This is a genomic window from Methylophilus sp. 13 (genome assembly GCF_015354335.1).
Lineage (GTDB): Bacteria > Pseudomonadota > Gammaproteobacteria > Burkholderiales > Methylophilaceae > Methylophilus > Methylophilus glucosoxydans.
Window position 1 is genome coordinate 70,920 of record NZ_JADKYR010000005.1, and the last position, 22,373, is coordinate 93,292.

General features: G+C 50.1%; 23 protein-coding genes. 15 read left to right on the forward strand and 8 right to left on the reverse strand.

Going from position 1 to position 22,373, the window contains the following annotated elements; translation table 11 throughout:
* The first annotated feature begins 9 nt into the window (after nucleotides 1–9).
* Nucleotides 10–762: a DNA repair protein RecO gene (recO, locus tag INP77_RS12915; RefSeq protein WP_194749482.1), complete on the forward strand. Its 753-nt coding sequence runs from the start codon at nucleotides 10–12 to the stop codon at nucleotides 760–762.
* A gap of 160 nt (nucleotides 763–922) precedes the next feature.
* Here recO and INP77_RS12920 read toward each other — a convergent pair whose 3' ends face one another.
* Together INP77_RS12920 and INP77_RS12925 are read right to left on the reverse strand one after the other, a co-directional pair.
* The gene (locus INP77_RS12920; RefSeq protein ID WP_194749483.1) at nucleotides 923–1,411 is read right to left on the reverse strand and encodes a PEP-CTERM sorting domain-containing protein; all 489 of its coding nucleotides are present in this window, start codon (nucleotides 1,409–1,411) and stop codon (nucleotides 923–925) included.
* Nucleotides 1,412–1,492: 81 nt separating this feature from the next.
* Nucleotides 1,493–3,142, reverse strand: a complete 1,650-nt coding sequence (locus tag INP77_RS12925; protein ID WP_228518932.1) for a hypothetical protein — start codon at nucleotides 3,140–3,142, stop codon at nucleotides 1,493–1,495.
* Nucleotides 3,143–3,412: 270 nt separating this feature from the next.
* Between INP77_RS12925 and pdxJ the strand changes: the two genes are divergently transcribed.
* The 4 genes from pdxJ to INP77_RS12945 are packed head-to-tail and all read left to right on the forward strand — an operon-like array spanning nucleotide 3,413 to nucleotide 5,735.
* Nucleotides 3,413–4,141: a pyridoxine 5'-phosphate synthase gene (gene pdxJ, locus INP77_RS12930; RefSeq protein ID WP_194749484.1), complete on the forward strand. Its 729-nt coding sequence runs from the start codon at nucleotides 3,413–3,415 to the stop codon at nucleotides 4,139–4,141.
* Nucleotides 4,138–4,440 (forward strand): hypothetical protein, encoded by a 303-nt coding sequence (locus INP77_RS12935; protein ID WP_194749485.1) that lies wholly within the window; start codon nucleotides 4,138–4,140, stop codon nucleotides 4,438–4,440. The genes pdxJ and INP77_RS12935 overlap by 4 nt, the downstream gene beginning before the upstream one ends.
* Nucleotides 4,441–4,451: 11 nt before the next feature.
* On the forward strand, nucleotides 4,452–4,838 hold the full coding sequence (gene acpS / locus INP77_RS12940; protein WP_194749486.1) for a holo-ACP synthase: 387 nt from the start codon (nucleotides 4,452–4,454) through the stop codon (nucleotides 4,836–4,838).
* Between the two features lie 6 nt (nucleotides 4,839–4,844).
* Nucleotides 4,845–5,735, forward strand: a complete 891-nt coding sequence (locus tag INP77_RS12945) for a transporter (protein ID WP_194749487.1) — start codon at nucleotides 4,845–4,847, stop codon at nucleotides 5,733–5,735.
* A gap of 108 nt (nucleotides 5,736–5,843) precedes the next feature.
* Here the strand turns inward: INP77_RS12945 and INP77_RS12950 are convergent, their stop codons facing one another.
* From INP77_RS12950 to INP77_RS12970, 5 genes are all read right to left on the reverse strand, one after another.
* A complete protein-coding gene (locus tag INP77_RS12950) occupies nucleotides 5,844–7,085 on the reverse strand; it encodes a PEP-CTERM sorting domain-containing protein (protein ID WP_194749488.1) in 1,242 nt (413 codons plus the stop codon).
* 34 nt (nucleotides 7,086–7,119) lie between these two features.
* Nucleotides 7,120–7,968 (reverse strand): DUF1566 domain-containing protein, encoded by an 849-nt coding sequence (locus INP77_RS12955; RefSeq protein WP_194749489.1) that lies wholly within the window; start codon nucleotides 7,966–7,968, stop codon nucleotides 7,120–7,122.
* A gap of 60 nt (nucleotides 7,969–8,028) precedes the next feature.
* Nucleotides 8,029–8,781, reverse strand: a complete 753-nt coding sequence (locus tag INP77_RS12960; protein ID WP_194749490.1) for a DUF1566 domain-containing protein — start codon at nucleotides 8,779–8,781, stop codon at nucleotides 8,029–8,031.
* Between the two features lie 101 nt (nucleotides 8,782–8,882).
* Nucleotides 8,883–9,704 carry a DUF1566 domain-containing protein gene (locus INP77_RS12965; protein ID WP_228518933.1) on the reverse strand — a complete coding sequence of 274 codons (822 nt, stop codon included), beginning with the start codon at nucleotides 9,702–9,704 and terminating at the stop codon, nucleotides 8,883–8,885.
* A gap of 41 nt (nucleotides 9,705–9,745) precedes the next feature.
* Complete coding sequence (locus tag INP77_RS12970; protein ID WP_194749491.1) at nucleotides 9,746–10,702, reverse strand: filamentous hemagglutinin N-terminal domain-containing protein; 957 nt, start codon at nucleotides 10,700–10,702, stop codon at nucleotides 9,746–9,748.
* Between the two features lie 135 nt (nucleotides 10,703–10,837).
* Between INP77_RS12970 and INP77_RS12975 the strand changes: the two genes are divergently transcribed.
* The 10 genes from INP77_RS12975 (at nucleotide 10,838) to INP77_RS13020 (ending at nucleotide 21,789) form a co-directional block, all read left to right on the forward strand.
* Nucleotides 10,838–11,485: a response regulator transcription factor gene (locus tag INP77_RS12975; protein ID WP_194749492.1), complete on the forward strand. Its 648-nt coding sequence runs from the start codon at nucleotides 10,838–10,840 to the stop codon at nucleotides 11,483–11,485.
* A gap of 51 nt (nucleotides 11,486–11,536) precedes the next feature.
* On the forward strand, nucleotides 11,537–13,441 hold the full coding sequence (locus tag INP77_RS12980) for a sensor histidine kinase (protein ID WP_194749493.1): 1,905 nt from the start codon (nucleotides 11,537–11,539) through the stop codon (nucleotides 13,439–13,441).
* 36 nt (nucleotides 13,442–13,477) lie between these two features.
* Nucleotides 13,478–14,278 (forward strand): ThiF family adenylyltransferase, encoded by an 801-nt coding sequence (locus tag INP77_RS12985; protein WP_194749494.1) that lies wholly within the window; start codon nucleotides 13,478–13,480, stop codon nucleotides 14,276–14,278.
* A gap of 218 nt (nucleotides 14,279–14,496) precedes the next feature.
* Nucleotides 14,497–15,492 carry a class 1 fructose-bisphosphatase gene (locus INP77_RS12990; protein WP_194749495.1) on the forward strand — a complete coding sequence of 332 codons (996 nt, stop codon included), beginning with the start codon at nucleotides 14,497–14,499 and terminating at the stop codon, nucleotides 15,490–15,492.
* A gap of 14 nt (nucleotides 15,493–15,506) precedes the next feature.
* Nucleotides 15,507–16,541 carry a class II fructose-bisphosphate aldolase gene (gene fba, locus INP77_RS12995; RefSeq protein ID WP_194749496.1) on the forward strand — a complete coding sequence of 345 codons (1,035 nt, stop codon included), beginning with the start codon at nucleotides 15,507–15,509 and terminating at the stop codon, nucleotides 16,539–16,541.
* A gap of 124 nt (nucleotides 16,542–16,665) precedes the next feature.
* On the forward strand, nucleotides 16,666–17,496 hold the full coding sequence (gene tpiA, locus INP77_RS13000; protein WP_194749497.1) for a triose-phosphate isomerase: 831 nt from the start codon (nucleotides 16,666–16,668) through the stop codon (nucleotides 17,494–17,496).
* A gap of 65 nt (nucleotides 17,497–17,561) precedes the next feature.
* Entirely contained in the window at nucleotides 17,562–17,654 is a 93-nt protein-coding gene (locus INP77_RS14985; RefSeq protein ID WP_255521191.1) for a DUF2256 domain-containing protein, read from the forward strand.
* Nucleotides 17,651–19,195 (forward strand): cryptochrome/photolyase family protein, encoded by a 1,545-nt coding sequence (locus INP77_RS13010; protein WP_194749499.1) that lies wholly within the window; start codon nucleotides 17,651–17,653, stop codon nucleotides 19,193–19,195. The genes INP77_RS14985 and INP77_RS13010 overlap by 4 nt, the downstream gene beginning before the upstream one ends.
* An 80-nt stretch (nucleotides 19,196–19,275) precedes the next feature.
* Nucleotides 19,276–21,315: a polyphosphate kinase 1 gene (gene ppk1 / locus INP77_RS13015; RefSeq protein WP_194749500.1), complete on the forward strand. Its 2,040-nt coding sequence runs from the start codon at nucleotides 19,276–19,278 to the stop codon at nucleotides 21,313–21,315.
* A gap of 9 nt (nucleotides 21,316–21,324) precedes the next feature.
* Complete coding sequence (locus INP77_RS13020) at nucleotides 21,325–21,789, forward strand: histidine phosphatase family protein (protein ID WP_194749501.1); 465 nt, start codon at nucleotides 21,325–21,327, stop codon at nucleotides 21,787–21,789.
* A 46-nt stretch (nucleotides 21,790–21,835) separates the two neighbouring features.
* Here INP77_RS13020 and INP77_RS13025 read toward each other — a convergent pair whose 3' ends face one another.
* Complete coding sequence (locus INP77_RS13025) at nucleotides 21,836–22,321, reverse strand: hypothetical protein (protein ID WP_194749502.1); 486 nt, start codon at nucleotides 22,319–22,321, stop codon at nucleotides 21,836–21,838.
* Nucleotides 22,322–22,373 lie beyond the last annotated feature (52 nt).

Below are 22,373 nucleotides of genomic sequence, written 5' to 3' on the forward strand. Positions count from 1 at the left end.
GGCATCCACATGGCAGTAAAACCTTCTGATTCAGGCAGCCACAAACAAAGCCTGCAACCGGTTTTCATTCTTCATACCTATCCCTTTAAAGAAACCAGCCTGGTCGTCGAAATGTTCAGTCGCGACCTGGGCCGCATTGCCGCCGTGGCTAAAGGCGCGCGCCGCCCGCTTTCAGCCATGCGTGGCATGCTGCAATCTTTTCAGCAACTGGCTGGCACCTGGTCGGGTAAAAATGAACTCAAAACCCTGCATGACTTGGAGTGGATGACCGGCCTCACCTTGCTCAGGGGCGATGCGCTGATGTGCGGCTTTTACATGAACGAGCTGTTGCTGCGGCTGCTGCCGCGCGACGATGCCCATGTGCAGCTATTTGAATATTACGCACAAACCGTACAGACACTGTCGGCCCTGCCGATGCCGGTAGATGGCACGCAACTGGCCATGGTCATGCGCAAGTTTGAACTCAAAATGTTGCAAGAACTCGGCTACGCCGTTCCGCTCACCCATGATGAACATGGTGAAATCATCCATGCCGATAGCACCTACCGTTTTGAGGCAGATTATGGCGCCTGTGATCCGTCTGCCACTAAAAACGGCCTGCTGATTCTGGGCAATACGCTGCTACAAATGGCGCGTGGCGACTACAGCGATAGCACCACTCAAGCGCAAAGCAAGCAGTTGATGCGTTATTTATTACAGCATTATCTGGGTGAAAAGCCCTTGCATACCCGGCAATTGCTGGTGGATTTACAAGGGTTCTGAGTCCGTCATTGGCGCGATCTCGCGTTCGACTGGGAATGATCTCGGGGGGTGCAAGGTGAGTGACAGATCAGCACTCACCTTGGCTTGGTGTCCAGTCATAAGCTGACCGGCAGCGCTAGATTCGGCCTTGCTTAATACGTCTCACAAAGCCGGCCTGAATTTAGGCGGCTTTCTGTTGGCGACGTGCCAGCAAGCCAAACACAGCCAAGCCAGCCAGGAGCATGGCGTTGGTTTCTGGCTCAGGAACGGCAGTTGCTTGCTGAACAAAACTGAAATAGCCCGAATTGCTGACCGTGGATAGTCCCTGTGCGGTGAACTCAGAGAAATAGCTATTATCAGGATACAACGTCAGGATAAACGTCGACGCGCCGTTATTGGCTGCAAACGTAAACCCCTGTTTGTCTATGCTAATGCTGGAATCGCTAGAGCGATAGCTGACGTTGTCCAAGGGGTCATTCAGGACAAAGTCCAGCACGCTGAAATGATAGTTTAATGAAAATGGCGCGCTGGTGGTCATGCTGCCAGAGAAGGTTGGGTCGCCATTCACATCATCGACCGCCACAATGTTGTAACGATAATCGGCCAGTGCTACACCGCTACCAGCAAAGGTGAGCGCCAGAAACACTACTAAATATTTAATCAATTGCATCACAAATCCTAAAAAAGTTAAATCAATCAAACGCCCGTCATGTGTCGATGAAGAGGCGCGTCTTGCGCCTCCTCTTTCATCTTAACGAACGGAAACGAACACCGGGTTGGAGTAAAACCAGAGGCTGCTGTAGTTGCGGTCGTTAATCGCGTTGACACGACCATTGTTATCCACGCCGCCCTGATTGTTCAGTACCCAGGTTTTCTGGTCTGCCAGCGGTTCGCCGTTGTAGCTGAATCCAGGCGCATCCACCGCCAGATTGGTGCCGCGCAATCTGAAGTACTGGTTTTTGTTGGCGACCAGCTGCACAGTCACCGAGGCAAACCCATCTTTGCCTACTTTCCAGTCGGCTGCGGTGAATCGCTTCAGCACGCGTGTAGACGGGTTGGTGGCAACGTTGTAAGCCGCAGAGTCCGGGCTGGCTTTGGGCGTGACATCACCGACAATTAAGTCCACATGGTTGACCACAGGCTTCATGTTGGCGAGGGTGTTACCATCAACCGGCTTCAGGTAATTGTTAAGATCCGGGCTCTTGAAGCGGATGGTCAATTTGATTTTTTCACCCGCACCAACCTTGATTTCCTGGCCCATAAATGCGGTGCCAGACGAACCGACGACGCGGAAGTCCAGGGCATTGATCAAGTCACCAAACACGCCAAACATGCGGCCTTCACGCAGACTGGCGATCAAGCCGGTGGCTGTACCTTTGCCGCTTTCTGGCATCCACACGTAGTTCTTGGCATATTCGCCTGGATAGTAGCCGCTGCTATTGCTGGCCGCATCAATCTTGAAGTGTGAATCGGAGTCTGCGATGTTCCAAACGTGGCGACCTTCGCCTAAAAGCGCATCCCATACGCCGCCCACTTTGGCAACAACGGCGTCCACGCCGCCATAGGTGCGGTTAGGCAGGTTCGCGTCAATATAGGCAGAGGTATAGCCGCCACGGTCAGGCTCCATCTGGTTACCGACCATGCCTTCAATCATAAACACGATATCCGGGGCCAAGTCATTCATTTGACGAAAGTCCTTGATCGTATACTTGTTTGGATTGCGAGACGGGTGGTTGATGGTGGCAAAGCTGGTGGTCGGATAATGGGCTTTTAACCAGGCGATTGCTGATAATGCGTCTGCCCCGGTTTGGTTCGGGCGCACCGAACCGTTCCTGTTTTTCCAGGCCGCGACATCCTGCGGGTTAAACAACGATTCAGACAGGGTGGTAAACAGGTACTGGAATTCTTTGGCGCCATCGGTAGACGTCTCCAGCGTCGATTCATTCTGGAACATGACCACGTTGGCATGGTCGTGGGTAGGCATATCCCATTCTGCCGCCGAAAGTATCATCTTGTCTGCGTAAGTGCCGCCTGCCTGCATGTCTTTCACGTGCGGAATCTCAATCGACTCCATCGCATAGGCAAATGGCACGGGTTTGGCCAGCAAATTGCCGTTCTGATCATATTTGGAAGAGCGCAAATGATTGCTCAGAATCATCCAGTCCAGTTTGTAAGTGCCCAGCGCCTTGTCCAGCAAAAAGTCCAGCGTCTGCGTCGTACGAGAGTCATCAGACTCCACGGTATGGGTATGCAGATCACCAGCCATCCAGGAACCTTTACCTTCGGTAGGGGCGGGCATAGGCTTGACTTCCAGGCCAGAGACTAACGACACGGCACCGAATGACAGGCCCGCGACAGCGGCCACCATGGCCGTTGATTTAAATACTTTTGATTTATTCACAATTATCCCGCTTGATTAACATCCCCTGGCAGGGGCATGGTAGTGTTGAAAGTGTTTACTACGCGGGCATGATGGCGGACGCGGGTTAATCTTTGATGACGGCCGAGATATATTCGCGTGACAGCGGCCTAGGCATGCACTGTGGTCCCATTTGCTGGTGATCTACACAGACTGCTCCGCAGATTGATGGTTGATGGCAGCGCTTAATGGTATGGTTTTACACTGTCAGCAGGTAAAATAGGGCTTTGTCCGTTCTCTTATCAGTTAACTATGTTAAAACTAGGCGTCAATATCGATCACGTGGCCACCATCCGTCAGGCGCGTGGCACCAAATACCCCAGCGTGGTGCAGGCTGCATTGCGTGCAGAACAATCCGGCGCTGACAGCATCACGCTACATTTGCGCGAGGATAGGCGCCACATGCAGGATGCGGATATTTTTGCCTTGCGGCCGTTACTGCAAACCAAAATGAACCTGGAGTGTGCGGTAACGAGTGAGATGATCGATATCGCCATCCAGGTCAATCCACAGGATGTGTGCCTGGTACCAGAGCGCCGTGAAGAACGCACGACAGAGGGCGGGCTGGATGTGTTAACGCACTTTAGCAAGGTTGAGCATGCGGTGAAGAAGCTGTCTGATCAGGGTGTCCGCGTCTCGCTGTTTATTGCGCCCGACCTGGCACAGATTGATGCTGCTGCTAAGATGGGTGCACCTGTGATTGAAATTCACACGGGTACGTTTGCTGATGCAGAAACAGAAAAAACACAGCAAGACGAGCTGGAAAAAATTCAAACGGCGTTGCAACATGCGAAATCTGCTGGATTAGTGGTGAATGCAGGACATGGTTTGCATTACCACAATGTGCATCATATTGCGCGTTTGCCTGGCTTTGAGGAGCTCAATATCGGCCATGCCATTGTGGCGCATGCCTTGTTTGTGGGCTGGGATAGTGCAGTGCGTGAGATGAAAGCGCTTATGAAGGAGTTTTCACCAAGATGAACACAGGAAAAAATTGCCCTCAATGTGGCAATACTTTATTCCTTACAAAAACAATGACCTTTAACTGGTTTCAGGTAGTGCTAGCATTAATACCAACAGCAGCCATATTTTATTCTCTTAAGCTTTTTTTTGAGTCAAAGAATGGTTATCAATATGGAAAGCTAACTTTCTACATCATATTAGCGGCTGTTGGTTTGGTCGGCCTGATTTTTGCAAGAGGGGTCAGCAAACGCAGGTTCCATGTTGAATCATGTACACGTTGTGATTATGTAAATACTCAAGAGCAAGTAAATACATAGGAAATTAAAAAATGATATTTGGCATAGGCACAGACATTGTTGAGGTCGAGCGGATCCAGTCTTCGCTTGACCAGTTCGGTGATGCCTTTGCCAAACGCATTCTCGCTGATTCAGAATGGGCCGATTACCAGGCCAGCCAACTGAAGGCACGGTTCCTGGCCAAGCGTTTCGCGGCCAAGGAGGCCTTTGCCAAAGCCATCGGCACCGGTATCCGTGGCGATGTGAGTTTCCACAATATCGCCGTCACGCATGACGCTCTGGGGCGGCCTTTATTGCAATTATCTGCCACCTTGCAAGGCTTTCTTAAGCAACATCATATTCATCAGTCCCATATCAGTATTAGCGACGAAAAAAACCTGGCACTTGCTTTTGTTACCCTTGAAATGATAGCCGAGTGATAGTTTATGGTGGTTGGTAACAGATTAATTGTCGGATTTTTAATTAGCGTAATCAATATTTTCATCGCAACATTTTCTTTTGCTGGGACAGAAATCTTTCCTGCGGAATACATCGTGCTGCCTGCGGGGACGCGATTAATCTCTGCATTTTATTTTCACCGTGAGTTTTCAGACTACTATGTGGGAGGCAAACGAGCCTATGATGGTCAGCTGAGAGGGCAGGCTCTGGTCTTTGCCTATACCCAATACGGGGAAATATTAGGCCATCCCAACTCTTGGTCAATCACCTTGCCTTACATCAAGGCAGAACAGACAGCGGGTGCTTTGCCTCCCGGATTTGGCGAAAGCGCAGTAGGCTTGAGTGACCTTCGCGTTACATACAACTTCTGGCCAATTTACTCGCCTGATAAAGGCTATTCCTTGGCGGTTTCAACAAATGTGACACCACCTACTGGCCGTTATGATCATGATCAGGCCCTTAATGCAGGTGATAATCGCTGGATACTTTCAATGCAGCTGGGGTGGGTAGAAAAGCTATCAGAGTCCCTTTACTGGGACTTCACGCCTGAATGGAAGCGATTTTCAACCAACACAGATTATGTTGCCAACTACAGACTCAGGCAATCAGACGTTTACTCTCTCACCACCTACTTGCGCTGGCAACCCATTGCGGGCTGGGAATTCAGTAGTGGCATGCAATTAAACAGGGGAGGGGCACAACGTGTCGATGAGTTTGATCTGGACAACCCAACCAATCAGCAACGCTATTTTCTTGCGGCGCGTAAAATGCTTACCCCCCTCACTTTTTTCTCATTACGCTATTCTCAAGATAGTCGGGTGGATAACGACCTGAAAATCAATTCTGATCTGGTATTTCGGTTGGGCTGGTTTTTCTAGCCACCGATATAATATAGGGGCCGCCTGGCTCCTTAATACAAAGTCACTGCACAATCACTGCAAATAAGAAGAACCGGTAACCTATCTTTGAAAGAGCTGGCTTCTGCTTTAGGTGTTTTGCTTGCGACGCACCACGCCTGTCATCAAGCCTAAACCTGCAAACAGCAGTATGAAGCTGCCAGGCTCAGGTACTGCTGATATTTGTGATGGAGGAATCAACAGTGAGGGATCAAGAGGCTCACCCCAGTGCGCTGCGGAGGTATTCACCGCTAAAATACCATCTTTCTTTCCGTTAATGCTCGCATCCCAATTTGCGTTCAAAGTGACTTCTGAAAAATCACCACGTGTTTCAAGCTTAATGTTGGTTGAGAGACTAATATTACACATCTGTGACAATAAACCTCCTGCAGCATCTAAACAACTGCGAGACTTCGCACTATTATCTCCGTCAACTGGGTAGACAATGCCACCACCTGCACTACCACCAATAGTCCAATACTCCATTAACTTATCAATACTTTCATTTATGGTGAAAGTCTGCTGATTGGGAGAGTTGCCGTCGATATTGTAAGTATAAGTCATTGTTTTTACGGCTGGCCTGCCATCGCTTGTCGTCGAAATATTGGCTGGTTGCCAAGCAAGATTGGATAAAATAAATTCAACTATCAGAACACTGCTACCAGTTGACGCTGGCAGAAAAGCATTATCATGATTGGGACCAGGTAAAAATCTGGAATTCACATCCAAGGTAAGTTGAAAGTCTAATGGATGTGTTGTCAGTTCCGCTGTGCTCCGGCTAGATGGGTCTAGAATGAAGCTCCACTCGTTCTTTAATTCAGCAGATGCATAACCAATTGCCCCTGCACTATCAACTTGCCATACAGCACCTGGAGTCATTCTAAAAATGTTGGTCCCACTCGTTTTTGTTATTATTTGCCCAGACCGCGCACTCGCCACTGAGAATGCACTGGCTTCATATGTACGTGCGATATTATCTGAAAATATAATCTGCCCAGACGATTTCGTCTCTCTGGAAACGCCTGCACCACCAACGTAGTAATTATCACGAATGACTTGGCTACCAGTACTATTAAAGCCAAAAGTCTCGATAGGTGGTAGGCTACTAGTGACAGCTGGTGCAGGGTCCGCTAAAAAAACTAATCGCGAAACTTGCGCATTCGCTTGTTGTACTGCGTCTAAACTACCATCAACAACATAGGCACCAGCATTAGGTGAACTTAATCCCACAAAAAGTAATGCCAGAGTTGATAGAAGTTTGCTTCTATTTTTTAAGCACATAATAAAATTTTCCAAATAGATTTTTTCAGAATATCCATCGCCAACTGGCATCCCTGACAGTCGTCTGCTTCATAGCAACAAGTGTTTATTTTTTTGCAAATGATTTTTGCTTACGGCGCACCACCCCTGCCATCAAGCCTAAACCGGCCAGCAGCAATGCAACGTTTTCAGGTTCAGGCACCGCTGCGATTTGTCCGGGGCTTACAGCCCACGCAGAGAAATGGTAGCCCTTACCGCCGCGATACTGGAAGCCAGAGCTGCTACCGAAGCCCCACGCGACAACAGGATCCGGCGCGTACTCCGTGCCAGACCAGTAAACAGAAGATTTATCGTTAATAAACTTGTTATCGGGGTCTTGAATGCCATAGTCAGGTTGATAATCGCCGTTGGCATCATAAATGGCTTTGCTGCCCAGCTCTTGATAATACAGCTCTGCCAGCTCATCACTCTTGGCCGTGCCGTTGGTGGCGGAGTTATATCCGCAGTCTGTGCCGTTGTTTGAATAATTACAGCCTGCTGTGCCTGTATCAGTCACGGTGGGCAAACGCCATTGGTTGCTGCCAGCGTAGTTGATGCTATTTAAGTAGTTGACATAGGCCATGGCGCCAAACCATGAAGTTTGTCCATTGCTACTAAAGTCACTGGCTGTAATCCTGTAACTGCCTGTGGGGCTAAAAAAGTTAGGGGTGTTGGTGATGGTGGGGCTGGCAGCAATAATGTTGTTGACTACGGTGTTAAAACCTTGGCTGGCAAACAAACTGCCTAACAGGTTAGCGTCTTTCGTCCAAGTGACATTACTCACTGAGCTATAGACTAAATCTGCACCCGCATTGGTGTAGCTGGTGAGCGCGGCTTGGGCGTTGAGGCTAAAGGCATTCAGCGCAAGCGTGATGGCAATTAGCGTAGATTTAATTGCAGGAAGTGCTAACTTCATATCCATCGTCTTTCAGTAAAGTTAAAAAAGATTTCAAAGATGGCGCTTAGCGTTTAACACTTAATCCGCTTGTTTACGACGACGCAAGCCCATCACACCCAACAACCCACTGCCCGCCAGCAACATTGCTACGCTATCAGGCTCAGGCACTGCCGCGATTTGGCCTGGTGTAATCGCCCATGTATAGTATCTGACACTCTTCCAAGCCAGGCCTTGGTTGCCATTGAAAGTCTCAAAGCCCCAAGCGATATTATTATTTGAATCCCGCTCTGTGGCAGACCAGTATCCTGCAAATTGCTCGTTATCGAAAATGGCTCTGTTTGGCATAGGGCTGCCAGCCGTCCCATTTAACTCTTGGTAAAACAACTCCGGCAATTCATTTCCGGCTGTTGTGCCATTGCTTGGTGTGTTAAAGCCAGACACTGTTCTGGTAAAAGTGGGCAAACGCCATTGATTGCTGCCTGCATAGTTAATGCTGTTGAGGTAATGCACAAAAGACACTGCGCCAAACCAGCTCGCGCTACCATTATTAGCAAAATCGTTTGCGGTGAGGGTGTATGCGCTAGTCCCATGTGTGATGCCTGCGTTGGCGTTAATAATGGCATTCACTACTGTACTAAACCCTTGGTTTGCAAAAAGGCTACCCAACAGATTGGCGTCTTTGGTCCAGGTGACGCCACTCTCTGAGCTAAAGACCACCTCTTTACCATTGGCAGTGTAGCTTGTTAATGCCGCATGAGCGGTTAAGTTAAAACTCGCTAATGTAATAGCGGTACCTAGTAATGCGGATTTGAAAAGAGAAGTTTGCAACATAAAAAGTCCTTTCTGAAATTAACATGAAAAAAACTAACTGTTTACGAGATCATAGCGATTGCTTTAACACCGAATTACGGTGGTACTCTTTTAACGGTTGCTCATGCTTGAGGTACGAGTTTTTGCTTGCGACGAACCACCCCAGCCATCAAGCCTAAACCGGCCAGTAGCAATGCAACGTTTTCAGGTTCAGGCACCGCCGCGACTTGTCCGGGGGTCACAGCCCAAGCATAGAATCCGAGTTTCTTTATGTTGAAGAATTGGCGGCCAAAGTTATTGAAAAAGAGCCATGCACCATCTGGATTCGGTGCGTACTCCGTGCTTGACCAATAAATATCCAATTGCTCATTTTTGAAGCTGTTGTCGCGGTCTACAATGCCAAAATCAGGTTGAATGTAGCCGCTAGGATTTAAATACCCTGTACTCCGCAGTTCGATGTAGTAAAGCTCTGCTAGCTCATCCCCCTTTATTTTGCCGTTTGTCCGAGTGTTGAATCCAGACGATGTGTTAGCCACACTTGGTAGATACCATTGATTGCTACCACCGTAGTTAATTTTGTTTAAATAGTTGATATAGGCTATTGCACCAAACCATGTGGTTTGTCCATTGCTAGAGAAATCGCTGGCCTTGAGGAAGTAGTTGCTCGTTGGACTATAAAAGTTTGGCGTATTGCTGATGGTGGGGCTGGCAGCAATGATGGCATTCACTACATTGTTGAAGCCTTTAGTTGCAAACAAAGTACCAAGCAAGTTGCCATCTTTTGTCCAAGTCACATCGCTCACTGAGCTATACACCAGTTCTGTGCCATCACTGGTAGTGATGGAGGTAAGCTTGGCTTGCGCGTTGAGGCTAAACGCGCTGAGGCTGAGTGTAGTGGCTAACATGATCAATTTAGCCGTTTTTGCAATTTGAGGGTTAGGCATAGTGCTTCCTTAAAGATAAATCAATGATTAAAAATTCTTATTCAAAGCGTGTTTTTATCTGACCACAAATAAATATTGCCGCCCCCGCTTTTGCCACTGGCATCTAGCTTGGCTTGCTCAGTGAGCGCAACATGCTGGCCTGTGACCTGAATCTCACCCCCTTTATCACCTTGTTTGGCTGTGAGTGTGCCACCCACGCTTGCAGTGCCTGACTTGGCATTGATAATGATTTTGTCGCCTACGTTATCGATGCTGATGGCACTGAGATTGCCACCCGTGTTTACAGCTAAAGCATAAGGGTTACCGCCTGCGGCTTTGAGTTCGACTTGAGCGGCAGCAATTAGCCTTTGATGTTCTACACTGCTCATATCTTTAAGGACTGTGGGTTTGATGAGATTTTTTTCGTTGCTAGAGGGCATCAACATCAAGCCGGTGGCGCTTACCATGCCGACTGTGCCCGTATCAGCTTTAATGTTGCCCTGGTTGCTCACATTGTTTGCAATTAAAAACACATTGCCGCTACTGGCGTTGATGGAACCAAGATTGGTGATGCTGGCGAGCGAGTTACCAAAAAAGTTTAAGGTGCCGCCCAGTGAAAATTCGCTGTCTTTAATGTCTCGGGTACTGGCGATAAAGGCGGCTGAGTTGATGGTGGCGCCGTTGCCCACCAAAGTCCCGTTCGGCTTGATGAGATACACTTGACCATTAGAGCTGAGCTTGCCATAAATTTCAGACGGGTTGCCGCCAACCACGCGGTTTAACACGGCTGATGACGCACTCGGCATTTGAAACTGCGTTGTTTCACCCGGGGCGATTGAAAACTCTAGCCATTGGATGATGGCTTTTTGGCTGGATTGCTCAATATGGGTGAGTGCACCTTGTTGTTGAATGATCGCCGAACCAGAAATGACCTGACCATCTGTTGGGCCTGCGATGAGCGTGTATGCGTAGCACAGCGATACGAATGCGTAAACTTTTTTTAATTTAGGGGTGAACATGATTGATGTTAGGTCTTATTGGTGTTACTCGAATCATAAACATACGATAATTGTTTGTATGTCACCCAATCGTGCGACATGGGCTAAATTTTTTTAGGGTAAGATGCCACCGATAAAAATAAAGCAATCACTCTAATGACCAAATACAAAATAGGCATCATTGAAGACGACGCATTGCTCGCTCAAGCGCTCAAAGTGCTTTTGGAAAGCGATGAACGTGTACATTCCGTTTTTTCAACGCATGCACTGGCTAGCGGTCTGGGGTTGATAGAGTCTGAGCCGTTAGACTTTTTGATAGTAGATATTGGTCTCCCTGACGGTGATGGTGTCAGTGCCATCTATCAGGCACGGTCCTGTCAGCCAGCCTGCAAAATCATCGTGTATAGTGTTTTTGAGGACGATGCCCGTTTGTTTAGGGCATTGCAGGCTGGGGCGCATGGTTATATTGAGAAGCAGGATACGCATCATGACCTGCTGACAACGCTATTAAATGTTCAAGAAGGGGCCACGGTAAGCCCGGCCATTGCAAAACGGATGCTGGCTTTTTTTTCGAGTATGTCGGATCCATTTGCGCCAGTGGATGCCCCTAAAGGCTTGTTATCTGCCAGGGAAACGCAAGTATTAAAGCATGTCAGTCAGGGCAGGAGCTTGTCAGAAATTTCGGTAATGATGGAGCTATCGCATCATACGGTGAAAACTTACCTCCGACGTGTTTATGAAAAATTAGAAGTCAACTCAAAGTTGCATGCGATTGAAAAGGCGAAAAATAATTTTTGGATTTAATGTTGCATGTATCTGTTAGGCACTAGATATTTTAGTTAATCACGTGATTTGATGAACAACCAGCTCATTAATATGGCCGATAGCCAGGGAAGAAAAAAGTGGCGAATATTACTTTTTCTTTTCTGGTTTTGGTTGACATGGCTTGGGGGAGTAAATGCGCATGCTGCATTACTGCCTGATCATGTTGAGTTGGCAAAAGCCAAAAGCGTCGGTGCGGATTCTGTCAATGATCTTGCTGTGTCGTCATTGCCATTACGGTGGCAAACAGTCAAACTGCCCTTTTATCAGCCACGAAATATTGCAGCAAACCCTCATGCTAATGAGCGAGTCAGCTATTTTTTTAGAGTGAACCCTGCCATTGCCCAAGCAGGTTCTAATCACAGCTATGCGCTATATATTCCCCGTTGGCAAACAATAGGCTTGATAAAAGTCTATGCAGACAATCAGTTGGTATATGTCTCTAAAACCGGAGCGGTCTGGAATGGTTACAATCATCCAATCTGGTTAACCTTTGAATCAAAGGCCGTCCCCAAGCAATTGCTGATTCGCGTAGACGCCAGCCATCAGGCGGGTATGGCTATTTCGCGTGTTTACTTTGACGAGGAGCGCAAGCTATATCCTGATTATCTTGTTCGGGCGAGTTTGCAAACCCGATTACCAGAGACCATCAGCAGTGCCTTGTTGTTGTCTGGTTTATTCGCGTTCACCATATGGATGAGAAAACGCGATGAATGGGTATATCTGCTTTTTTTTGCAGTCTCAGTATTTTCACATTTGCGCTGTTTACAGTATTTCGTTGGCGAGCATCCTCTCCTTATTACTGAAGACTGGTTCAGTTGGATGGTGGTCAATGCCTCTGGCTGGACTATTGTGTTTACCTACGCCGTTTGCTCCTATTTGTATCAATTAAAACTGAAGAAGTTGCAATGTTGTTTAGGCGCATTGATGCTATTGATCAGTTTGCTTACGTTGCCAATATTGCCTTGGTCGGCTGATTTTGGTCAGGTATGGTCTATGGCTAGCTTGGTGATTTTTATCGTCCTGCTCATGTACATATGCATGATGGTGGTGGTTGCATGGAAAAGCAGATCTAAGGAAGGGGGGGGGTTAACAGGGGTATTCATTTTAAATATTCCCTTTGGTATCCACGATCTGATGTTACAAAACTATCAGTTGAGTATCGAAAGTTTGTACTTGCTGCCTTATACTTCAATCGGCTCACTGGTTATACTGCTATTAATTGTGCGATCACGATACTTGCAAGCTATGACAGATATTCAGCTTGCTAATCAACATCTGGAGTCAAAACTCACTCAACGCGAACAAGAATTACATCAAGTGTATGAGAGCAAAAAATTGCAAGAGAAGCAGAGGCTTCTTTTACAGGAGCGAGAGCGTTTGATGAAAGATATGCACGATGGGTTTGGATCCACGCTGTCAACCACACTTATTCTTTTAAAAAGTGGCCAAATTACGCCCAAGCAAGTGCAGGATTACCTGGAAGAGTGCATCAGTGACTTGAGATTGGTGATTGATTCTATAGAGCCTGATGAAAATACACTGGAAGCAGCGCTTTTGAATTATGCCTACCGCATTCATCAAAAGTTCTCGCAGGCCGGTATCAGCTTCCATCGGGAAATAGATGCCATTCCAGTCATATCATGGATCACCCCTACTCATATCCTGAATGTTCTTCGTATTTTGCAAGAGGTGTTTGTGAATATACTCAAACATGCTTCAGCGACGAGGGTGACGTGTTCGTGTGGGGTGATTGACGCACATTTATTTTTTTCGATTCATGACAATGGTGTGGGTTTTGATATCACTCAAATAAAACAAGGACGTGGCATCGGTAATATCCAGATGCGTGCAGAACTGCTGCAAGCTCAGGTAAAATGGCAACAGCAAGCGGGGGGGATGCTTTTTACCCTGGCGATTCCTTTATCTTTTAATTAGTTCACAGATCCCTGCCAATTCAATGCGTTTCTCATCATGACTCTTGATTTAGACAATAGAAGACGCTTTTCCGGCGTGCGTCGCTTATACGGCGAGCAGAGTCTGGCCTGTTTGCATCAGGCTCACGTAATGGTGATAGGGATTGGTGGCGTCGGCTCGTGGGCAGTAGAAGCTTTGGCACGCAATGCCGTCGGCAAGTTAACGCTGGTGGATCTGGATAATATTGCCGAGTCGAACATGAACCGCCAGATTCATGCGCTTGAAGAAAACCTGGGCAAGGCCAAAGTAACCGCCATGCGTGAGCGGATTGCAGCAATTAATCCAGAGTGTGAGGTGATTGAAGTCGAAGACTTCGTCACGCCGGATAATTTGCCACAAGTGCTGGCAGGCTTGCCGGATATTGTGGTGGACTGCATGGATGACACCAAAGCCAAAATTGCGCTGGCGGCTTATTGCAAACAGCACAGCTTACCGCTGGTGATGGTGGGCAGCGCCGGGGGCAAGCTTGATGCGACGCGGTTGCGCCTGGCGGACCTCGCACATGTGCAGGGCGACCGCATGCTGTCAAAAGTGCGTAACCAATTGCGCCGTGACCATGGCTTTCCCAAAGCCTCGGATCACAAAAAATCAAGCAAGTTTGGCCTCATGGCCGTGTATTCAGATGAGCCCGTGGAGCGCCCGCAAGAGGCTTGCGAGACGCCTCAAGCGGGCCTGACTGGCCTGCATTGTGCGGGCTATGGTTCCAGTATCTGCGTGACGGCGAGTGCGGGCTTTATTGCCGCGCAGCAGGCGATTCAACAGCTACTTTCTGCAGTAGCTTCCACTCTGCCAACTTAACTATTCGCCGCTGCGACAGCATGGCTGTCATCAATTGGGTTGAACATTGTCAGTGTGAGGGCGTCTACCAGATAGCAGGCATAAACATTGCATGCAATTCTTTATAGCCTTTGCGGAATAACTGCACTGGATTTCAGTGCGTCATCGCTCTTTTAATGACGGCTATCAATGTTACAGTGTGACATGGCCTAACAATATTCAACCTGAAGGTGATTGCCATGCAATTAGAGGTGTTCTTAGAAAAAGTCTCAGTAAATCACCGCCTGAATGTGCTGGTCTCTCATTTGGCCCAGGCGGGCATTGAGATTGCGGCGCTGATCCGGCAAGGGGCGCTGCAGGGCGTGACCGAAAAAATGACCAGCACCAATGTGCAGGGCGAAACCCAGATGAAGCTGGATATCCGCAGCCATGAACTGGCGGTGGCGCAACTGCGCGCTTCTGCGGTGGTGGCTGGGGTGCTGTCTGAAGAAGAAGATCATCCGGTGCTGTTTGAAACGCTGGATGCACCATTTTTGGTCAGTATGGATCCGCTGGATGGCTCTTCTAATCTGGCGATTAACGGCGTGGTCGGCAGTATTTTTTCGGTGCTGCCGAATATTGGGGTCTCTACCCTCGGTGAGCAGGCCTTTTTACAACCGGGCCAGGACCAGCGTGCTGCAGCCTATCTCATGTATGGGCCGGCAACGTTGATGGTTCTGACGCTGGGGCAAGGCACCCATGTGTTTACGCTGGATCATGACAGCAATACCTTTATGTTGACCCAGCAAACGGTACAAATCGCCGAGGAGACCTCGGAATTTGCCATCAATGCCAGTAACCAGCGCTACTGGGCGCCTGCCATGCAGCGTTATATCAATGAATGCCTGCAAGGCGCCGATGGTCCGCGCGGTCGCGACTTCAATATGCGCTGGTGCGCCAGCATGGTCATGGATGTGCACCGGATTTTAACCCGGGGTGGCGTGTTTCTTTATCCGCACGACCGTAAGCAACCTGTCAGGGCCGGGCGGTTAAGATTACTTTATGAAGCAAACCCGATGAGCTTGCTGGTAAGTCAGGCCGGGGGCGAGAGCATAGACGGCAAGCAGCCGATTCTGGCTATCCAGCCGGATAGTTGTCATCAACGCGTGCCGGTGTTGTTAGGCGCCAAACAGGAAATACAGCGCTTGCGAGAGTATCATTGGCAAGACAGTGATCATCCGCAAGCCACTGATTAAAAGGAGTGTGACATATGGCATTAATTTCGCTCAGACAATTATTGGACCACGCGGCCGAACACAGTTATGGACTGCCCGCATTCAATATCAACAATATGGAGCAGATTCTCTCCATCATGAAGGCGGCAGATGAAGTGGATAGCCCGGTGATTTTACAGGCCTCTGCCGGTGCGCGCGGTTATGCGGGCGAGTCTTTTCTGCGCAAAATGGTGGAAGCAGCGATTGAGCAGTATCCGCATATTCCGGTGTGTATGCACCAGGACCATGGCGCTTCGCCCAAGGTCTGCCAGATGGCGATCCGTAGTGGTTTTTCCAGCGTGATGATGGATGGTTCGCTCAAAGAGGACGGCAAAACGCCAGCCAGTTATGAATACAATGTCGAGATGACCCGGCGCGTGGTCGAATTTGCGCATGCGGTGGGTGTCTCGGTGGAAGGTGAGCTGGGGGTGTTGGGCTCGCTTGAAACCGGCATGGCTGGCGAGGAAGATGGCGTCGGCGCGGAAGGCAAGCTGGACGAGTCACAGCTGCTGACGGACCCCGATGAAGCGGCTGCCTTTGTCGCGGCCACCAAGGTCGATGCGCTGGCGATTGCTATTGGGACCAGCCATGGCGCCTATAAATTTACACGGCCGCCTTCAGCCGAAACCTTGTCGATTAAACGCATTCGCGAGATTCACGCCAAAATCCCCAATACGCATCTGGTGATGCATGGTTCCTCCAGCGTGCCACAGTCTTTACTGGAGCAGATCCGGCAATATGGTGGCAACATCAAGGAAACCTATGGTGTGCCGGTGTCTCAAATTGTCGAGGGCATTAAAAACGGGGTGCGCAAGGTCAATATTGATACCGATATTCGTCTGGCAATGACTGCGGCGATCCGTGCACATATGGCCGAACATCCTGAAGAGTTCGATCCGCGCAAATACTTCAAGGAAGCGATTACCGCGGCGCAGCATTTGTGCAAAGAGCGGTTTGAGGCTTTTGGCAGTGCCGGTCAGGCCAGCAAAATCAAGGTGATTTCACTGGAAAAAATGGCGGCTATTTATTAACCGCCGGTGACACCGGGTTGAACGCATTATTAACGCAAGCAACAAGGTCAGTAAAAAGACAAGTAAAAACATAAGTTGAGCACATCAACAATCCGCACGAGGGGGCATGAATAAAGGAAACATCATGCGACAAAAATTAGTGGTTGGTAACTGGAAGCTACACGGTGGGTTGCTCGAAAACCAGGGCTTGCTCAACCGACTCAAGCAAGAACTGCACGATCTGCAGGGCATGGATGCGGCGGTCTGCCTGCCCTATGTCTACCTGTTTCAGGCGCAAGCCCTGTTGCAGGATTCGGCCATTGCCTGGGGCGCGCAAAATGTCAGCCAGTATACAGAGGGCGCATTTACCTCCTGTATTTCGGCCAAAATGGTCGCCGAATTTGGGTGCAGCTACACCATTATCGGGCATTCCGAGCGCCGTGCGCTCAAGCTGGAAAGCAACCAGGTTGCCACCAAGCGCATGCTCAATGCCCTGCATGCCGGGCTGACGCCGATTTTTTGTGTGGGTGAAACCCTGGATGAGCGCGATGGCGATATGGCCGAATTGATTGTGCGTAACCAGATGCTGAATGTGGTGTATGGCCTGGATGACGAAGCATTTGCGCTGGCCAAAAAATTCAACATGGTGATCGCCTATGAACCGGTGTGGGCGATCGGCACCGGCGAGCACGCCAGCCCGGATCAGGCGCAGCGGATGCATGCATTTATCCGCATGATGATTGCCGAGCGGGATCGCGAATTTGCCGACCAAATCCGCATTGTGTATGGCGGCAGCATGACCCCGCAAAATGCCCACAGCCTGTTGAGCATGCCCGATATTGATGGCGGCTTGCTCGGGCGTGCGGCGCTGGTGGCGGAAGACTTTATCGAAATCTGCAAGATTGCTAGCCGCTGCTATCAGCAAAAAAAGGTATTTAAGGAACCATCGGACGCCATTCCAGTCTTTGAGGCATGATTTCAGACTTCAAAGGCAACAAGACACAGCTACCAAGCAAGCTTTGCCAGCAATGTGGCAAGCCCATGACCTGGCGTAAGGCCTGGGCTAAAAATTGGGAACAGGTCAAATATTGTTCTGAACGTTGTCGCCGCCAGCCTCGCACAACACCGTCATGAGGCATCTGGTGATTATTTTGGGTGACCAGCTGACACTGGATAACCCGGCCCTGCTGGATTTTGATCCTGCACAAGACCATATTGTAATGGCCGAGGTCAGACAAGAGTCTACCCATGTTTGGTCACACCGTCAGCGCATTACCCTGTTTCTTTCTGCCATGCGGCATTTTGCCGAGTGCTTGCGTGCGCAATCCTTTCCGCTGACCTATTTTGCGCTGGATGATCAGGCCCATCACGATTTGCCAGCCGTTTGGCAAGCGATGGTGCAACAGCATCGGCCACTCGCCCTCAAAGTATGCGAGCCCGGTGACTGGCGCATCTGGCAGCAATTACAGGCCGTGGCTGATCAATCTGCCACGCCACTGCAGGTGCTGCAAGACACCCACTTTATGTGCAGCATCGACCAGTTCAAGCGCTGGGCGGATCACTACGGTGAAAAAAATACTTCTTTGCGCATGGAGTTTTTTTACCGCAGCATGCGTAAAAAATACCAGATTCTGATGGCGGGGGATGCGCCCGAGGGCGGCGACTGGAACTATGACCAGGACAATCGTCAGTCTTTGGGCAAGCAGGGGCCACAAGACCTGCGGCCGCCACCCACTTTTGCACCCGATGCTGTGACCCAGGCCGTGATGACCCTGGTCAATCAGACCTTTCATGATCATCCGGGAGCCTTGGATGACTTTCAATGGCCGGTCACCCGTGAGCAAGCACTCACCTTGCTGGCACATTTTGTTGCAGAAAAGCTGGCGCGGTTTGGCCCATATCAAGATGCGATGTGGCAAGCAGAGCCATACTTGTGGCATTCACTGCTGGCCTCGGCCTTAAACCTCAAATTGCTCAATCCGCGCGAAGTGATTGCTGCCGCTGAGCAGGCGTATCGGCAGGGGCAAGCGCCATTGGCCAGTGTGGAGGGATTTATCCGGCAGATTTTGGGCTGGCGCGAGTTTATCCGTGGCGTATATTGGCTGGAAATGCCCGCGCTGGAAAAGGCCAATTATTTTAACCATCAAGGGGCGCTGCCCGCCTGGTTCTGGACGGGGCAAACTGGCATGCATTGTTTAGCGCAGTGCATCGGGCAAACTTTGCAGCATGGTTACGCGCATCATATTCAGCGTCTTATGGTGCTCGGCTTGTTTGCCACGCTGGCAGAATTGTCCCCGCAACAGGTTTCGGACTGGTTTTTGGCGGTGTATGTTGATGCAGTGGCGTGGGTGGAGTTACCCAATGTCGCGGGTATGGCCCTGTTTGCCAACGGCGGCCGCTTTACCAGCAAGCCGTATGTGGCCAGTGGTGCATACATCCAGCGCATGAGCAATTATTGCCAGCACTGCAAATATGACCCTAAACAAAAAACGGGGGCGCAGGCTTGCCCGTTCACCACCTTGTATTGGGCATTTTTAATCAAGCATGAGGCATTGTTTGCACGCAATCCGCGGACCAGTTTGATGGTGAAACATGTGGCAAAACTTTCCGCGGCAGAAAAGAACGAGATCACCACGGCTGCCCGGTTGCGATTGCAACACATCGCGCAGCTATAAGCGGCTGGCGTGAATTAAGAAAGATGTAATTTCATAAAACTGTCACAATTGAAAGCATTGCAGCCGATACAATATCCGCCATGAAAAATAACACGCCCGCCCTGCTAGACAGAGACCAAAGTATCCTCAGTTTTAATGCCCGAGTGTTGTCTCTGGCTCAGCGAGAGGACTATCCCTTGCTGGAGCGTTTACGCTTTTTGTGTATCGTCACCAATAACCTTGACGAGTTTTTCGAAGTCCGCATGCCTTTGCAGATGGAGGCATATCAGCAAGGCGTGACCAGTGGCCCGGTCACTGCGTCGACCTGCGAGCAAGTAGCGACCATGGCGCATGCGCTGGTGGCCCAGCAATACCAGCTATTTAACGATGCGCTGATGCCGGCGCTGGCAAAAGAGCACGTACATCTGGTCTCGGGTGGGGTCAGGACCCCAGAGCAAACCACCTGGGTGTCCAATTACTTCAAGCGTGAAGTGTTGCCGTTCTTGATGCCAGTGTCGCTGGACCCTTCGCATCCTTTTCCGCAAGTGGCCAATAAATCGCTCAACTTTATTGTGCGCATTGCCGTCGATGGTGAAGAGAAAATCGCCATCGTACGTGCGCCGCGTGTGGTTCCGCGCCTGGTGCAATTGCCACCGTCTATCAGCAAGGGTGAACAGTGCTTTGTCTCATTGACCAGCATTATCCGCGCCAATCTGGAAGTGTTGTTTGAAGGCGCTAGCATCCTGCATTTTTCCCAGTTCCGCGTCACCCGTAACAGTGACCTTGAGGTGGATGAAGATGATGTGATCAACTTGCGCACAGCGTTACGTGAAGAGCTGGCGCATCGGCAGTATGGTGAAGCGGTGCGGCTTGAGGTGACACAAGAATGCGACGACACGCTGGCTGAGTTTTTACTCAAGCAATTTAACCTCCCGCCACTGGCGTTATACCGCGTGAACGGTCCGGTGAATCTGGGCCGCCTGATTCAGCTGCCAGACATGGCCAAAGGGGATCATCTCAAGTTTGTGCCATTCCAGCCGCACTGGCCGCAGCACATCAAAAAGAATGTTTCGCTGCTGACGCAAATGCGCGAAAAAGATTTGCTGATCCACCAGCCTTACGAGAGTTTTGAAGTGGTGATCCAGCTACTGGAAGAAGCGGTCAAGGATGAGCATGTACTAGCCATTCGCATGACCATTTACCGGACTGGGGCGGATCCACGCATGTTGCGCTTGCTGCAAGAGGCGGTGCGCCGTGGCAAGGAAGTGCTGGTGGTGGTTGAACTCAAGGCCCGTTTTGACGAAGAAGCCAACATCAACTGGGCAGAAGCATTGGAGTCGGTGGGCGCGCAGGTGGTGTATGGCGTGGTCGGCCTCAAAACACACGCCAAGATGCTGTTGATTATGCGCCGCGAGGGCAAGGTGATACACCGCTACGGGCATCTTTCCACCGGCAACTACAACCCGAAAACCACGCGTTTGTATACCGACTGGAGTATGCTCACCGCGGATGCCAATCTGACCAAGGAAATGGAAGCTGTCTTCCGTCACTTGACCAGTGAGCTACCGATCCCAACCATGCGTCATCTGCTGGTGGCGCCGTTTACCCTGCAAAACAGCATGATCCGGCAGCTGGAAAAGGCGCAGCGTCTGGCCAGACTGGGCAAGCCCGCCAAGGTGATTGCCAAAATGAATGCGCTGACTGATGTCCCGTTGGTCAATGCACTCATGAAGGCCGCCAGTGCCGGCGTTGAGATTGATTTGATTGTGCGGGGTGCCTGCATCTTGCCGGTGGATGCGCCGTCGGTTAAAGGCCGCATTCGGGTCAGATCCATTGTCGGTCGACTGCTCGAGCATTCACGCGTGTTTTACTTTGAGCTGGATGGTCAGGTGCAGATGTGGCTGTCGAGCGCAGACTGGATGAGCCGCAACATGATCCGTCGCGTAGAATTGGCCTGGCCAATCAAAGACCCCGCCATGCAGCAACGCATTTATCGCGAAAGTCTGCAGCTTTACCTGCAAGATAATCTGGATGCCTGGCAACTGAGTGAGAATGGGCAATATCAACAGGCCGCGCGGACTGATGCTGCCGAGCCCTTGTCTTGCCAGCACCTGTTACTACGCCAGTATCATTCTTTATAAAAGTGTGTGATGCCCGTTAAAAACCTGATTTTATGGCGACATGCAGAAGCAGAGGTGCTCATGCATGGGGCCTCTGACCTCGAGCGGCCGTTGACCGCCAAGGGACACAAACAAGCCAAGCAAATGTCCGCCTGGCTCAAAAAATACTTGCCCAAACAAACGTATGTGCTGGTGAGTCCTGCCGTGCGTACGCGTGAAACCGTGGATTACTGGGGAGAGGACTGGCAGGAAGATACGCGTCTGGCGCCGGAAAGGCCGCTAGAGCCGCTACTGCAAATCCTGGCGCAAAGCCCGTTTGAATCGATGATGCTGGTCGGTCATCAGCCCTGGATAGGCGAATTGGTTGCGCATGCCTTGGGCTTGCCAGAGGGGCAGGTCAGCATCAAGAAGGGCGCGGTCTGGTGGCTGCGCTTGCCCAAATCGGGGCCGCCCTACAAATTATATAGCGTGCAAAGCCCCGAGCTGATCAAGTAAGCGCGTAGTGGCTTGCCGCCACTGCAGGCGCCGCGTGTGAACTAACTTATTTTTTTGGTCTGCCGGTTTTAATCACTGGAATGCTGGCCAGTGTCGCTTTCAATGCTGCATCATCCATGGCGGACAGCAGTTTCAGGCCAGCGCGTAACAATTCGCTTTTCTTGACAGGTTTATCCAGCGCTTCAAGGCGTTTTTTCAAAGTCGCGATTTGTGCGTACTCTTCTTTGGGCATGGTAAAGCTGTCACGTTCCATTTTGACCTTGTTGGTTTTTGGTTTGTCCTTGTCGGCCTTGTCTTTTGCAGGTGCCGTGGCGACTTTGTTCACGACCTTGATCGCTGGTGTGCCGCTCGCTTTTTTAGGCGCTGCAGCCGTTTTTAATACCGGTTTGGCGGCTGGCTTGGCTGCTACGGGTGCCACGGGTTTTGCAGCCGTTTTATTGGCAACAGGCGCCTTGGCGGTGGTAGCCGGTTTCGCTGGCGTCGTGGCCGGTTTGTTCTGGATCAAGGGTTTGTTATTTGGTTTGCTGGCCATGAGATTCTCCTGGTTGGGTTCAGTGAAAACAGTTTATACTGTTTTTATTCAA

Excerpts from the sequence above, each read along its gene's own strand:
- recO (WP_194749482.1), top strand. The coding sequence starts at position 10 with ATGGCAGTAAAACCTTCTGATTCAGGCAGCCACAAACAAAGCCTGCAA.
- INP77_RS12920 (WP_194749483.1), bottom strand. The coding sequence starts at position 1,411 with ATGCAATTGATTAAATATTTAGTAGTGTTTCTGGCGCTCACCTTTGCT.
- pdxJ (WP_194749484.1), top strand. The coding sequence starts at position 3,413 with ATGTTAAAACTAGGCGTCAATATCGATCACGTGGCCACCATCCGTCAG.
- INP77_RS12935 (WP_194749485.1), top strand. The coding sequence starts at position 4,138 with ATGAACACAGGAAAAAATTGCCCTCAATGTGGCAATACTTTATTCCTT.
- acpS (WP_194749486.1), top strand. The coding sequence starts at position 4,452 with ATGATATTTGGCATAGGCACAGACATTGTTGAGGTCGAGCGGATCCAG.
- INP77_RS12945 (WP_194749487.1), top strand. The coding sequence starts at position 4,845 with ATGGTGGTTGGTAACAGATTAATTGTCGGATTTTTAATTAGCGTAATC.
- INP77_RS12950 (WP_194749488.1), bottom strand. The coding sequence starts at position 7,085 with ATGCCAGTTGGCGATGGATATTCTGAAAAAATCTATTTGGAAAATTTT.
- INP77_RS12955 (WP_194749489.1), bottom strand. The coding sequence starts at position 7,968 with ATGAAGTTAGCACTTCCTGCAATTAAATCTACGCTAATTGCCATCACG.
- INP77_RS12960 (WP_194749490.1), bottom strand. The coding sequence starts at position 8,781 with ATGTTGCAAACTTCTCTTTTCAAATCCGCATTACTAGGTACCGCTATT.
- INP77_RS12965 (WP_228518933.1), bottom strand. The coding sequence starts at position 9,704 with ATGCCTAACCCTCAAATTGCAAAAACGGCTAAATTGATCATGTTAGCC.
- INP77_RS12970 (WP_194749491.1), bottom strand. The coding sequence starts at position 10,702 with ATGTTCACCCCTAAATTAAAAAAAGTTTACGCATTCGTATCGCTGTGC.
- INP77_RS12975 (WP_194749492.1), top strand. The coding sequence starts at position 10,838 with ATGACCAAATACAAAATAGGCATCATTGAAGACGACGCATTGCTCGCT.
- INP77_RS12980 (WP_194749493.1), top strand. The coding sequence starts at position 11,537 with ATGAACAACCAGCTCATTAATATGGCCGATAGCCAGGGAAGAAAAAAG.
- INP77_RS12985 (WP_194749494.1), top strand. The coding sequence starts at position 13,478 with ATGACTCTTGATTTAGACAATAGAAGACGCTTTTCCGGCGTGCGTCGC.
- INP77_RS12990 (WP_194749495.1), top strand. The coding sequence starts at position 14,497 with ATGCAATTAGAGGTGTTCTTAGAAAAAGTCTCAGTAAATCACCGCCTG.
- fba (WP_194749496.1), top strand. The coding sequence starts at position 15,507 with ATGGCATTAATTTCGCTCAGACAATTATTGGACCACGCGGCCGAACAC.
- tpiA (WP_194749497.1), top strand. The coding sequence starts at position 16,666 with ATGCGACAAAAATTAGTGGTTGGTAACTGGAAGCTACACGGTGGGTTG.
- INP77_RS14985 (WP_255521191.1), top strand. The coding sequence starts at position 17,562 with ATGACCTGGCGTAAGGCCTGGGCTAAAAATTGGGAACAGGTCAAATAT.
- INP77_RS13010 (WP_194749499.1), top strand. The coding sequence starts at position 17,651 with ATGAGGCATCTGGTGATTATTTTGGGTGACCAGCTGACACTGGATAAC.
- ppk1 (WP_194749500.1), top strand. The coding sequence starts at position 19,276 with ATGAAAAATAACACGCCCGCCCTGCTAGACAGAGACCAAAGTATCCTC.
- INP77_RS13020 (WP_194749501.1), top strand. The coding sequence starts at position 21,325 with ATGCCCGTTAAAAACCTGATTTTATGGCGACATGCAGAAGCAGAGGTG.
- INP77_RS13025 (WP_194749502.1), bottom strand. The coding sequence starts at position 22,321 with ATGGCCAGCAAACCAAATAACAAACCCTTGATCCAGAACAAACCGGCC.